The organism is Algibacillus agarilyticus, from assembly GCF_003286125.1.
Classification (GTDB): domain Bacteria; phylum Pseudomonadota; class Gammaproteobacteria; order Enterobacterales; family Alteromonadaceae; genus Algibacillus; species Algibacillus agarilyticus.
This window is the reverse complement of the sequence record NZ_QMED01000005.1, coordinates 16,884-30,355: the sequence shown is the minus strand read 5'-3', so window position 1 is coordinate 30,355 and position 13,472 is coordinate 16,884. Positions and strand designations below refer to the sequence as shown.

The window sequence follows — 13,472 nt, the reverse complement described above, 5'->3', positions numbered from 1 at the left end:
TATTTTTGGTCACTGACATTAATTTAGGTGCAGGAAACTATAGTCAAAGCGATCGGGTTTTAGGGGCAGGTTTCTAGTGCCAGACGAAACCTAAGTTCTTACATCCATGTAAGCAAAGTCGAGAGTAAGCGCTGACAATGAACCATAAAACCTGAGCGAGAAGACTATATTGAGATCTCTTGGGTATAGTTTAACTATCTAGCGACTTAATAATTCCGCAGGCTTCTATCGTATTATCTGCACCGCAGGTGCTTATCATCTGTTGTAATTCATTTTTAAGTGATATTAACTCTTTCATTCGTTGGTTAACCAACGCGAGTTGTTTTTCGATCAGCGCGTTAACATCGGAACAACTTTCGTCAGGTTTGTTTTTTAGTGCTATAAGAAGCTTAATATCAACAAGAGGGATATCTAAACTTCGACAATGTTTTATAAATTCGAGCTCTTTTAAAGCTTTATGGCCATATAATCTAAAATTGCCTTCTGAACGCTTTGGCTCTGAAAGCAGCCCCTCTTTTTCATAAAACCGTATTGTTTGTATCGAGCACGTTGATATATTTGATAATTCGCCAATCTTCATAAAATTTTCCAATAACCTTGACTCTATAGTGACTATAGATTTTATAGTAAAGTTATACAAGTTAAATGGAAGATTGTAATGAGCGGTTGTGGGTGTGAAGTTGAATTAAAAGATAACCAACAAAAAACGGTGCTTTATTGGCTTTTAGCGATTAATGCCACCATGTTTGTTTTTGAAATTAGCGTTGGCTGGCTTTCTGAATCAACGGCTTTAATTGCTGATTCTTTAGATATGTTGACTGATGCTATTGTCTATATTATTGCGCTATATGCCGTTGGTAAATCGATCATGCATAAGGCGAACGCCGCGTTAATAAGTGGGTATTTCCAATTAGGGCTGGGCGTGTTAATTCTGCTCGATATTGCAAGAAGGCTATATGGTGAAAGCGAGCCACATTCATGGTTTATGATATGCATAGGCATGGTCGCTTTAGTTGCAAATGTAATCTGTCTTTTGCTTATTCGTAAGCACAATAGTGATGATGTACATATGCGAGCAAGCTGGATATTCTCAGCTAATGATGTGCTTGCCAACCTGGGTGTCGTTATTGCTGGCATACTCGTGATGGTACTCGAACAACGTTGGCCTGATATTGTCATTGGCAGCATCATTTCACTGTTAATTTTGCGAGGTGCCTATCGGATCCTAATTGATGCTAAAAAAGAGATTGTTATTGCTCAAAAAACTGAAGACGCTTTAAATAAAAAGTCGACTTCTTGCTGTTCTAAGTAAAGGAAATATTATGAATAACAACTACTTAAAAAAGACCAATATAATAAATTTTGAACATTCATCAATTCAGGCATTGATCAAAAATAGAAAGTGGCAACAACTTAATGAGTACGACAAAATTGGCGCTGCTTATCAATTCGTCAAAGATGAAATCGTGTTTGGCTATAACCAAAGCGATGATATTTCAGCAAGCGATGTGTTAGCTGATGGTTACGGACAATGTAACACCAAAGGCAACTTGTTAATGGCATTATTGAGGGGCTTAGCCATTCCATGCCGTTTCCATGGTTTTACCATTGACCAACAACTGCAAAAAGGGGCAATTCCTAGTTATGTATTCTGGTTAGCCCCAAAATATATTATTCATAGCTGGGTTGAAGTTTATTATGATGGACGCTGGATAAACTTAGAAGGTTTCATTTTAGATTCTCAATATTTAACATCTTTACAGCAGCAATTCAGCCAAATAAAGAATGATTTTTGTGGCTATGGTGTTGCTACCACGTGTTTTTCATCACCCGATACGGATTGGCGTGGAGCTGATACCTATATTCAAAAAGAAGGTATTCATGATGACTTTGGTGTTTATGATTCACCTGACGAATTCTATCTTGAAAAAGGCACGAACTTATCAGGGGTAAAACGCTGGTTGTATCGTCGTATGATCCGTCATTTAATCAATTTAAACGTAGTAAAAATAAGAAATAAGAAATAAGAAATAAGATATCGCTGGAGGTGTCAAATGCACGACCACAATCACAGTCATCATCACAGCCATCATCATGAAAGTAATAACCGAATGGGGTGGGCCTTTTTTCTTAATGTAACCTTTACTATTATTGAATTGATTGGTGGCTGGTTAACCAACAGTACCGCTATTATGGCCGATGCCGTACACGATTTAGGTGATAGCCTTTCTATCGGTTTTGCATGGGTTCTGAGTCGATTCTCAGATAAAGCCGCATCAGATAAATTTAGTTATGGATATCGTCGACTGACACTGTTTGGTGCATTAGTAAACGGTATTGTATTAGTGATTGGTTCAATTTGGGTGCTGTTTGAAGCTATTCCAAGGTTATCTAACCCTGAAATGCCGGTTGTTGAAGGAATGTTAGGGCTTGCTTTGCTTGGTGTTGCTGTAAACGGCTATGCTGTGTTTAAATTAAAAGCAGGCAAAACATTAAATGAAAAAGTGCTGACATGGCACCTGCTCGAAGATATGTTGGGTTGGGTCGCGGTGCTCATTGTTTCTGTGGTGTTGCTATTTATTGAGCTACCGATATTGGATCCTCTATTATCAATTGGATTCACGCTGTTTATATTATTTAATGTATTCAAAAATTTAAAATCGACCTTAGTGCTTTTTTTACAAGCGACTCCTGATGAAAAGGTGCAAAAACAAATTGAAGAAAAATTGCTAGCAATGCCAGAAATTAGAGATATTCACCATCTGCATTTTTGGTCATTAGATGGTGAAAGTCACGTATTAACGGTTCATCTAGAATTAGTTAATAACCTTTGCGTTGATGGCATTATTAGTTTGAAAAAAAGAGTGGCTTTGGCGCTTTCTTCCTATCACTTATCCCATACGACGATCGAGTTTGAGTTTCCTGATGAAACCTGTCGAGATAAGTAAAATAAGATGTTTAGGTGTAGCTCAATAATTTATAATTTGTTAGGGTATGGATCCAATTTTTGTCGGGGATTAATTTGAATTTTTCTGTTGTTTTAAAAATGCTATTGGTCGTTTCGATTGTTTTGCAATCGTTAACTGCGATCGCATCTGCAACTTCAGAAAATCATCAGGTAGATTTTGAGCACCTACAAACACAACATAACCATCAAGATGATCAGAATCATTTTAATGATAAAGACACTGATGAACATGATATAAACGATTGCCATCACTGTGATCATTGTAGCGGAAGCCATTTATCATGGTTTTCTGTTATCACCTTAAACGCGAATATTCACGCTAAGATACAAAGTGCTAATAATCCGCCTTATCAATTTATTCACACAAAAGCCTTTTTAGACCCTATATTACGCCCTCCTATTTCTTAATTCTGTTCGTATTCAATTTCTCTTGATCTCAAGCATTTTTATCTTAACTCGAAAGATGAAAGTGTCGTTCATTACTGCATAAAATTAAGAAGTCATATGTCTATATATTTAAAAAATACGGGTGTACTCCTGTCGATATTTATTTTATTTACGACGAGTACCAAGCTCTCTGCAAATCGATTAAATCAATCATTAGAACAAGATTCGCAATCTTCAATAAATCACGCCCATGAACACGGTGTGCAAAGCAACCGCCATACAGCGAAAGGTCATGTTTATTCAGAGCCTGAAACAACCAGTAAGATAGATGAGGATGCGCACGAAGCAAGCATTACGCTTAGCCCTAAAAAAATGTCACTTGCTAACATTAATGTAGAAAGTATCACGCCAAGCTTTCAATATAGCGCTGTGTATGCCCCAGGTGAAGTCAAAGTGAATGGTTATAAAAGCTATGTCGTATCGCCGCGCACTGAGTCAGTTATTATCAGCCGTTATGCTGCACTAGGAGACTCTGTAGAAAAGGGGCAAAAGCTAGTGACACTCTTCAGCGAAGCGGTTTCGCAAGCTCAAGCTGATTATTTAATCGCAGCTACAGAATGGTATCGAGTAAAGCGCCTTGGCAATAAAACGGTGAGCGAAAGCCGTTTATTACAAGCAGAAACAACCTACAGTGCGGCCTATGGAAAACTCATTGCATTAGGGCTCACCGAACAAGCGATTAACGACATCTCGAACAAAGATATAAAGGCCTTTGGTCAATACACTTTAGTCGCACAACGTGAAGGTGTGGTGCTGCAAGACGACTTTATTCAAGGGCAACGTTTAAACGCCGGTGATACCGTAATGTTATTAGCTGACGAAAAACAACTTTGGGTTGAAGCTAAAGTTTCTCCCAATAAACCATTAGAACTTTCAGTAAACTCACCAGCTATGGTGAGCTTTGATGGCCAAGAATACCGCGCCAAGGTTATTCAAGAAGGCCATACAATTGACCCCCAAACCCGTACCCGAATTATTCGACTGTCTGTCGACAATAGCAATCATAAATTACATTCAGGCATGTTTGTTAAAGTTTACTTTCAATTTACGACGCAACAAAAAGTCATGGCCGTACCTGAAGACGCATTGCTGCGCAGTGCGGATGGTGATTGGGTTGTTTTTGTAGAAGATCATCCCGGGGAATTTCAAGCCGTTGAAGTCGAGTTGGGCCGTTCTTTAGGTGATTACCGAGAAATTATAGGCATTGAAAGCGGCACACGCATTGTAACTCAAGGCGCTTTTTTTGTGGCTTCGGAAATCGCTAAAGGCGGATTCGATCCGCATAACCATTAGGGAGCAATACTATGTTTAATAAAATAATAGATTGGGCAGTTACGAACAGAATGCTCATCTTAATTGTGTTATGCGCAACTATTGTGGGCGCAATAATGGTCATTCCTAAATTAAATTTAGATGCTTTTCCTGATGTCACTAACGTGCAAGTCGCCATTAACACTGAAGCGCCTGGGCTTGCAGCAGAGGAGGTTGAACAGCTAATTACTTACCCAATAGAGGCGGTGATGTACGCCTTACCAGATGTTGAACAGGTTCGTTCTATTTCTAAAACAGGGTTGTCTGGGGTTACGATTGTTTTCAAAGAGGGCACCGACATTTATTTTGCCAGACAACTTGTATTTGAGCGACTGCAAGCCGCAAAGGAGTTGATACCTGAAGGCGTCGGTACGCCCGAAATGGGACCCAACACATCGGGTTTAGGTCAAGTATTTCAATACTTACTGATCTCGGATGAAAACGCGGGTTATGATGCCATGGCACTGCGAAGCTTGAACGACTGGATTGTTAAGTTACTCATTATGCCGGTAGATGGTGTGACCGATGTTTTATCGTTTGGTGGCAATGTTAAGCAATACCAAGTTAATGTTGATCCTGCTAAGCTGTTAGCATATGACCTAACGCAAGACGATATCGTTACCGCACTCGAAAATAATAACGCTAATGTTGGCGGTTGGTATATGAACCGAGGACAAGAGCAACTTGTTATTAGAGGCACGGGTTGGTTTGAAAGTGGTGTTGCGGGTATTAGGAATATCAGGCAAGTACCGGTAAAAACGGTTGCTGGCACCGTGGTTACGGTAGCTGATATCGCTAGAGTCGAAATGGGACATGAAATTCGCCAAGGCGCCGTGACCATGACGCGTAAAGCTCAAAACGGTAGCATTGAAAACTTAGGTGAAGTGGTCTCTGGCATTGTGTTAAAGCGCATGGGGTCAAATACCAAAGCGACAATTGATGGCATCAATGCCAGGATCCCATTAATTAATCAAGCACTACCCAAAGGCGTTCGCTTTGAACCTTTTTATGATCAAGCTGAACTCATTAAAAAAGCAGTAAGCACGGTGGTTGATGCTTTATTACTTGCGTTTATTTTCATTACTATTGTGCTAGCCCTTTTTTTGATGAACTTACGGGCAACCTTTCTTGTATTAATATCAATACCTATCTCTATTGGCATCGCGTTAATGATGATGGCTTGGTGGGATATTTCAGCCAACCTGATGTCTCTAGGCGGTATTACTGTCGCCATTGGTATGCTTGTTGATGGCTCTGTTGTTATGGTTGAAAATATGTTCAAACATCTTAATCGTGTTCATGTTGATCATGTTAATGTTGCTCATGACAACCAGGGTATTGAACTGCGCCTTGCGGCGGCCGGTAAAGAAGTCGCTCGTCCGGTATTCTTCGCTGCTTCAATCATACTTGTCGTGTTTGCTCCTTTATTTAGCTTTGAAGGGGTTGAAGCTAAATTGTTTCAGCCTATGGCTGTCAGTATCATATTGGCGGTAGTCTCTGCCATTATTGTGGCCTTATTCATTGTACCTGCTCTTGCGACTTATCTTTTTAAATCGGGTATCAAAGAAAAAGAAAGTTTTGTTCTTAAACCACTCGATGCGCTTTATAAAAAAGGACTAACAATTGCGCTAAAATACACTAAAACGATTATTTCAGCGTCTGTACTATTAGTTGTTGCTGCCTTTGCGCTTGTGACTTATATAGGCACCGAGTTTGTACCTGAGCTTGAAGAAGGCACAATCAATTTAAGAGTCACGCTTGCTCCCGCTTCAAGTTTAGATACCGCATTGATGGTTGCCCCTATTCTTGAAGAAAAGTTGATGGCATTTCCTGAAGTTACCTATGCGCTGAGTCGAATTGGCCGTCCTGATATTGGTGGTGATCCAGAGCCAGTTAACAATATTGAAATTTACATTGGGCTAAAGCCTGTATCTGAGTGGACAAGCGCAAGTAATCGATACGATCTACAAGCTAAAATGGAACGTTCTTTAGACGAATTTCCGGGGCTACTCCTAAACTTTTCACAACCCATTGCTACGCGTGTTGATGAATTACTCTCAGGGGTCAAAGCTCAATTAGCCATAAAACTATTTGGTCCTGAACTTGATGTGTTGGCCAGTAAAGGGCGAGAGATAGAAGGTGTAATAAAAAATGTTGAAGGCGCTAGAGATGTTGCTTTAGAGCAAATAACGGGTGAATCTCAATTAGTTGTTAAGCCTGACAGACAAGCGCTTTCTCGGTTCGGTCTTTCGGTTAGTGATATCATGAACGTTGTTCGTGACGGTATTGGTGGTGTTAAAGCGGGACAAATAATCAACGGCAATGAGCGTTACGATATTTATGTTCGATTAGAAAAAGAATACCGCAAAAGCAAAGGCGCTATTTCAGATATACGACTTCAATCACCTTCTGGCGCTTGGGTGCGTTTAGGTGATGTTGCCATCATCTCCTTTGAATCAGGTCCTCCACAAGTAAGAAGAGATGATGTACAACGCAGGGTTGTTATTCAAGCCAACGTGCAAAATCGTGATATGGGCAGTGTAGTAAACGACATCAGCGCACTGATTGCAGAACAAGTTCACTTACCAGCGGGGTATTCCGTTTCGATTGGTGGGCAATTTGAAAGTCAGCAACGTGCGCAAAATCGTTTAGCTATTGTGGTGCCATTATCATTAGTGCTCATTGCTTTACTCTTGTATTTGGCTTTTGGCTCGGTTGGTCAAGCCATGCTGATCATGGTTAACGTGCCACTCGCGGTTATTGGCGGTGTCTTTTCTTTATACATTTCTGGCCAATATTTGTCAGTACCCAGTGCAGTCGGCTTTATTACTTTATTTGGTATTGCTGTATTAAATGGTGTTGTTATGGTTGAAAGTATTAATCTACGCATTAACGATGGACTAGAAACGCCAAAAGCGGTTTTTGAAGGCGCAACTTCAAGATTAAGGCCGGTACTGATGACCGCAATAACATCGGCATTAGGTCTGATTCCCATGCTTATGTCTGATGGTGTTGGGGCTGAAATACAAAGGCCTTTAGCCAGCGTGATCGTCGGCGGGTTGATAACCGCGACACTACTGACTTTATTTGTATTACCTGTGTTATATAGCCGATTTTCAAAGAAGAAAATTGCAGCGTTGTCTCGTTAAAGTAAAATGAGGTTAATCGGCAAAACCTTGTTGATTAACCTTCGTCTGGCAAAATGAACAAACCTGCACACAAAATGCTTATTATTACGGATTGGTATTAGTCAGATCTAACGCCAATATTAATGACAGCACTTTCCATGTTTTTGTAATCGCCAATAGTTATAGGGCCATGGCGTTATAAAACCAGCAAGCAGTGAAATAGGAATTACCCACCAGGTGAGTATGGCTCCACCCGTTAAAATATAGTCAGTCAGGTTCATGGCCACTTCCATTGCTAGCATCGAGATAAAACTCATTCCAAGTGCTGTTTTTAGCGCTTCACTAAATTTAAATTTTGCTCTACAAAGAATAATAGTTTCAAAAATCACACTCGTAATTAGACCGTTAAACATGGCTAAAAGCATAACTATCAAGGTTGATAAACTATGTTGTGTAAATTGGAAATAAGCAATAGTGCCAAAGTCACCGATTGCACAACCCATTAGGCACCATTTAGTATTATGTGCACTTTTTATCCAATTTTTTTTATTTTTCCAGGTTATGCTCATCAGCTATCCCAAGTTAAATTTTAATCACTTGGTGTATGTTATTACCCGCTTAGAAAAAACGTGTTATATGTTTTTTATTGTTTTTTATAAAATTTACAGCTTATCAAGAGGGCTCCTTAATTTTTCATTTTTTAAGCTGCGAAAATGCCCTGGCGTTAACCCGGTGTGTTTTTTAAATTGAGCGCTTAAGTGAGCTACATTACTAAAGCCTAAGTGAAATGCTATTTCGCTAGTGGACATTTCAGCATAAACTAATAGCTCTTTAACTTTTTCAATGCGTAATCGAATAAAATATTTTTCAATGGTCACTCCTTCAACCGCAGAAAAAATGTTGCTCACATAGTTGTACTCTAGCTGGGTGTTCTTGCTTAAGTATTCAGATAACTTTTGGCCATCTAAACTTTCAATCTTCTCGATGTATTCAAGACAACATATTTTAACATGTTCAATCAATTTGCTTTTTTGATCATTTAGGATTTGAAAGCCTAAATTCTCTAATTGAATCTTCAAGGTATTGTATGTTTCAGCAGGTAATTGAGAATCATATTTACCAGCAAAATCAATTTCACCTAATTTAACTGAGTCATAGCCTATATCATGACATTTAAGGATATTAGATACGGCTAGACAACAGCGTTCGCAAACCATATTTTTAATATAAATTTTCATTTATCAAGCAACCGTACTTATCGTTTTATTTAACAGTGAGTCATTCTAATCATTAAAATAAATAATCAACACGGGGTTTATCAGATCGTTTTATACCGTGATAAACAGTGAAAATACAGTAACAATCACTTTTAGTGAACCGAAATATTTAACGTTTACATTTGGTTAAAATCGTTAAATACAGTAAATTGTACATATTATATTAACTGTATTAATTGGCCTCAAATGATGAGGACTAAAGTGGAGCTATAAGTGGTTTTAGAGCAAATTTTAAATGATCTTTCTGATGTTACCACCAATGAATTACCGAGTGCCGCATTGAATGCGGCTAAAGAAAACTGGTCTGATTTTTATCCGGTGTTTGAACGTATTGCAAATGAGTTTATTAATGATGATACGTCATTAACTGAAGATCAGCAGTCTGTTTTATTTTACGGAACATTACTGGCTGCTGAAGTTAAACATAAGCCCTTTTTTCCACTCGTTTTAAAAATTTTTTCGCGCAGCGATATGTTTTTAACGCCAATTGAAGCTGTTTATGGCGATACCATTACTGAGCTTACCGGCTCGATATTTTATATGTTGGCTGATGGCGATGCGCAAGCTTTATCGGATTATATCGTGGGTGATCATGAGGCTATGTATGTTAAAGCTTCGGCGATTGATGCGGTATTTGCCCAATACGAAGCAGGGGATATTACTCAGTCGGTATTGAATGAGCATATAAAACGTTGGCTCGCCGCTTTTCTGGTTGTTCCAAATTTAACGCATGGTTTTTTATTAAGTACGCTGGCGCATCTTTGTGTTAAATATCAGTTAGATGAATTTAAAGCTGAATTTATTGCCTTGTGTGATAAGTCTGTGTTTGATGAAGGTTGCTTCTCAGCGAAAGAAGTAAAAGAATGGCAATATGATAACGAGAAAAAAGTTATCGAGTCGGGTTTAATCTCAACGGCATTTAATGTGGTTGATACGTTAAGTAATTGGTCTATTAGCGTGGCTACCGAAAGTGATTTTATTCAGCCGCTGGCCAATGAATCTGAATTTGCCGATCTTATGTCGGATAATGGTTTACTAGCCAATATGATATACGATGAAGATTTTATTTTGGCTAATAGTGTGCCGGTGAGTGAAACAAAAAAAGTAGGGCGGAATGATCCTTGCCCATGCGGTAGTGGTAAAAAATATAAAAAGTGTTGTTTATAAAGGTTTATTTTTAACATAATCAACCTGATTACTTAATAAGTACCTAACAAATGCTTACTGCTTTAAACAACTCCCATATTAATCGCAATTGGTTTTAAATTAACCATTTAAAACCTTGCCTATCATATTTTATACTGTTAGAGTGAGGTTCTGGCTTGAGAGAAAGCCTGTTTATTTGCATGTTCAACCGTTTTGTTAGTATTAATTCTTCGCGTGATCCTTAGTTAAATAATCGTTTTCTTCCTGCTTAACCGCCTTATTTTCGAGGCAATTTTTTTTATTATTTTCTAGGATACATATTATGTCTAATTCAACAACTGGTTCAGTAAAATGGTTTGATGAGTCTAAAGGTTTTGGTTTTATCGAGCAAGAATCTGGTCCAGACGTTTTCGCTCATTTCAGCGCAATCGTTAGCGATGGTTTCAAAACTTTAGCTGAAGGCCAACGTGTACAGTTTACTGTTACTCAAGGTCAAAAAGGTCCACAAGCTGAAAACATCGTTTGTATTTAAGCTTTTAATTAATACGTTTTATAACGCATTAATTTTGCACTCATAATTTATTATGAGTGCAATGATTTACCCCCTAACAAACCTTTCTATCTTTATCATTTACGCACTATTTACTATTTCGATTCGTTTCATGAATCATTACTGTCCTAAGCTTTACTTCGCACTATCTTTCCCACTATTTTGTATACCAAGTTTAAAGATACACCGTAAAAAGCGATGGGCTATTTTAAGAGAATTTTATTAATTTGAAGCCAACCGCCGAACAATCCACCCCACGAACCTATGAAAACCCGATCCCTGATCGTGATTTTATTTTAAGCCTTTTTAACCAATCTAAAAAACACCTCACCCGAGAGCAAATTGCGAGTGAGCTATCATTAACTACGCCTGAACAAAAAGAAGCGCTTCGTAGGCGTTTGCGTGCAATGGAACGCGATGGTCAGTTAATGTTTAGCAAACATACCGGGTTTGAAGTTATTGATCCCAAGCGATTAGTGAGTGGCGTTATTAGTATTCATCCTGATGGGTTTGGGTTTGTGAATATTGGGGAAGACGAAAAAGATTTATTTTTACCGCAAAACCAAATTAGTCATGTATTTGATGGTGATGTAGTAATGGTTTTACTGGCACCTGTAGATAGTAATAGCAAGCGTCCACAAAATCGCTTGCTAAAAATACTTGAACATAAAACAACGCACATTGCAGGTTTATTAAAAAAACAAGGTCAAGATTATATTCTGATCCCTGAAAACAATAAAATAACCAAGAAGATAGATGTCGACGGCAATGCATTACTTAATGCGCAGGTTGGCGAGTATGTTAATGCTGCGATTAAATATTACCCGACTTACCGCCAATCGACTAAGGTCGAAATAACGGAAGTATTAGGTCATCCACATTCTGCAGGCATGGAAACGAAGCTTGCTTTACGACGTCATGGTGTGTCGGATGTTTGGCCTGACGAGCTGATATCGCAGGCTAAAAATTTGGGCGATAAAGTATTAGAGCAAGATAAATTATCACGAGTCGATTATCGAGCTTTACCTTTCGTGACTATCGATGGCGCAGACGCTCGTGATTTTGATGATGCGGTGTATTGTCAGCCGATTGAACAAGGTCATTGGCAATTATTGGTCGCTATTGCCGATGTTTCGCATTATGTGAAACCGGATGATGTTTTAGATTTAGAAGCACAAACGCGAGCCACTTCTATTTATTGTCCAGGCAAAGTGATCCCTATGTTGCCTGAAGCATTATCCAATGGGTTATGTTCGCTTAATCCGCATGAAGACCGTTTAGTCTTAGTTTGTGATATGACAATCAATGATGAAGGGATTGTTATCAAATCGACTTTCACAGAGGGGGTTATTCATTCTCATGCTCGACTCACTTATGATCAAGCTTATGGCATTGTTGCACGTTCTGGCGCTAGCCTAACTGAAGTGATGTCAGAATCGGTGATGGCTAAAATTGAGACGCTTGTGACTGATTCAATGCAGGCCATCACACCGCAAATTACGAACTTACATACATTATATTTAAAATTACTCAATGCACGTCAGTTACGGGGTGCAATCGAGTTTGAAACCCAAGAATCAATGCTCAACCTTGATGAGCAAAACAAAATTGAGAGCATTGAGCCTATTTTACGTAATGATGCTCATCGCATGATTGAAGAATGTATGTTGTGCGCTAATGTGGCAACGGCTCAATTTTTAGCCGAACATAAAATACCGGGGTTGTTTCGTATACATGCCGGCCCTCAGCTTAAAAAGTTAAATGCACTGCGGGCTTTTTTATTAGAGAAAGGTTTGGAGCTGGGTGGGGGAGATAAACCCACACCACAACATTATAACGCCTTGCTTGCCAAAATTGATGCTCGGGAAGATGCTCGTGTGATCCATACGTTATTATTACGTTCACAAAGTCAGGCTGAATATTCGCCGAGTAACCAAGGGCATTTTGGCTTAGCGTATGATGCTTATGCGCACTTTACGTCGCCAATAAGACGTTATCCTGATTTAATAACGCATCGCGCGATCCGCGCTAAAATTCAAGCGATGTCTAACGGGCAAAAAAATGCAGACGAAACATCAAATTGGCAACGTTTGTTAAGCTTTTTGAGTTTGGATAAATTAAGTCGCAAAAAATTATGTAAAAAAGCCTATCCATATGACTTTGAAATAGTTGAAAAATTGAGTGCGCACTGTTCTGAGCAATCAAGAAAAGCCGACGATATTAGCCGTGAAGTAGATAGCGCATTAAAATGCGCTTACATGGAAGATTTTATTGGTGAAACCTATCGCGCCACTATATCGGGCGTAACCAGTTTTGGCTTTTTTGTTGAGCTAGATGAACTCGGTATTGATGGTTTAGTGCCTATCATGAGTTTTAGTGCAGGTGAATTTGTTTATGATGCTGCAACTCAAAAAATAGCCGATGAAGATCAGAGTTTTGCCTTAGGTGATCGTGTTGATGTGGTATTAAAAACGGTTGATTTACGTCAACGAAAAATGGAATTTGAGCTTCTTTAATTATTTTCTTCACAAATGCTTTTGGTTTGTGAGGGTATTGGTTTGTGAGAGTATTGGTACGTTAATAATTTTAAGCCATTAAAATGATGTTTAATGGCTTAATTTAAGCAATAGCATGAATGGCTATAG

Annotated in this window: 12 protein-coding genes; 9 read left to right on the top strand and 3 right to left on the bottom strand. The window is 38.8% G+C overall.

Annotation, left to right across the window (positions count from 1 at the left end):
* Positions 1 to 190: 190 nt before the first annotated feature.
* Complete coding sequence (locus tag DPX34_RS06030) at positions 191 to 580, bottom strand: Cd(II)/Pb(II)-responsive transcriptional regulator (RefSeq protein ID WP_111977516.1); 390 nt, start codon at positions 578 to 580, stop codon at positions 191 to 193.
* Positions 581 to 658: 78 nt separating this feature from the next.
* Here DPX34_RS06030 and DPX34_RS06025 point away from each other — a divergent pair, with 78 nt between their 5' ends.
* From DPX34_RS06025 to DPX34_RS06000, 6 genes are all read left to right on the top strand, one after another.
* Positions 659 to 1,312 carry a cation efflux transmembrane domain-containing protein gene (locus DPX34_RS06025; protein ID WP_111977515.1) on the top strand — a complete coding sequence of 218 codons (654 nt, stop codon included), beginning with the start codon at positions 659 to 661 and terminating at the stop codon, positions 1,310 to 1,312.
* Between the two features lie 10 nt (positions 1,313 to 1,322).
* Positions 1,323 to 2,027 carry a transglutaminase-like domain-containing protein gene (locus tag DPX34_RS06020; protein WP_111977514.1) on the top strand — a complete coding sequence of 235 codons (705 nt, stop codon included), beginning with the start codon at positions 1,323 to 1,325 and terminating at the stop codon, positions 2,025 to 2,027.
* Positions 2,028 to 2,054: 27 nt separating this feature from the next.
* Positions 2,055 to 2,948, top strand: coding sequence for a cation diffusion facilitator family transporter (locus DPX34_RS06015; RefSeq protein WP_111977513.1), 894 nt, complete (start codon positions 2,055 to 2,057; stop codon positions 2,946 to 2,948).
* Between the two features lie 74 nt (positions 2,949 to 3,022).
* On the top strand, positions 3,023 to 3,376 hold the full coding sequence (locus tag DPX34_RS06010; RefSeq protein WP_111977615.1) for a hypothetical protein: 354 nt from the start codon (positions 3,023 to 3,025) through the stop codon (positions 3,374 to 3,376).
* 96 nt (positions 3,377 to 3,472) lie between these two features.
* On the top strand, positions 3,473 to 4,708 hold the full coding sequence (locus DPX34_RS06005; RefSeq protein ID WP_232824671.1) for an efflux RND transporter periplasmic adaptor subunit: 1,236 nt from the start codon (positions 3,473 to 3,475) through the stop codon (positions 4,706 to 4,708).
* Between the two features lie 11 nt (positions 4,709 to 4,719).
* Positions 4,720 to 7,875, top strand: coding sequence for a CusA/CzcA family heavy metal efflux RND transporter (locus tag DPX34_RS06000; protein ID WP_111977512.1), 3,156 nt, complete (start codon positions 4,720 to 4,722; stop codon positions 7,873 to 7,875).
* A gap of 119 nt (positions 7,876 to 7,994) precedes the next feature.
* Here the strand turns inward: DPX34_RS06000 and DPX34_RS05995 are convergent, their stop codons facing one another.
* Positions 7,995 to 8,423, bottom strand: a complete 429-nt coding sequence (locus DPX34_RS05995; protein ID WP_111977511.1) for a DUF4396 domain-containing protein — start codon at positions 8,421 to 8,423, stop codon at positions 7,995 to 7,997.
* A 93-nt stretch (positions 8,424 to 8,516) separates the two neighbouring features.
* Entirely contained in the window at positions 8,517 to 9,092 is a 576-nt protein-coding gene (locus DPX34_RS05990; RefSeq protein ID WP_111977510.1) for a helix-turn-helix domain-containing protein, read from the bottom strand.
* Positions 9,093 to 9,344: 252 nt separating this feature from the next.
* Here DPX34_RS05990 and DPX34_RS05985 point away from each other — a divergent pair, with 252 nt between their 5' ends.
* The 3 genes from DPX34_RS05985 to rnr all read left to right on the top strand — a co-directional run bounded on the left by DPX34_RS05985 (position 9,345) and on the right by rnr (position 13,343).
* A complete protein-coding gene (locus DPX34_RS05985) occupies positions 9,345 to 10,298 on the top strand; it encodes a DUF1186 domain-containing protein (RefSeq protein WP_111977509.1) in 954 nt (317 codons plus the stop codon).
* Between the two features lie 301 nt (positions 10,299 to 10,599).
* The gene (locus DPX34_RS05980; protein WP_111977508.1) at positions 10,600 to 10,809 is read left to right on the top strand and encodes a cold-shock protein; all 210 of its coding nucleotides are present in this window, start codon (positions 10,600 to 10,602) and stop codon (positions 10,807 to 10,809) included.
* Between the two features lie 245 nt (positions 10,810 to 11,054).
* Positions 11,055 to 13,343 carry a ribonuclease R gene (gene rnr / locus DPX34_RS05975; RefSeq protein ID WP_198673641.1) on the top strand — a complete coding sequence of 763 codons (2,289 nt, stop codon included), beginning with the start codon at positions 11,055 to 11,057 and terminating at the stop codon, positions 13,341 to 13,343.
* The last annotated feature ends 129 nt before the right edge of the window (positions 13,344 to 13,472 follow it).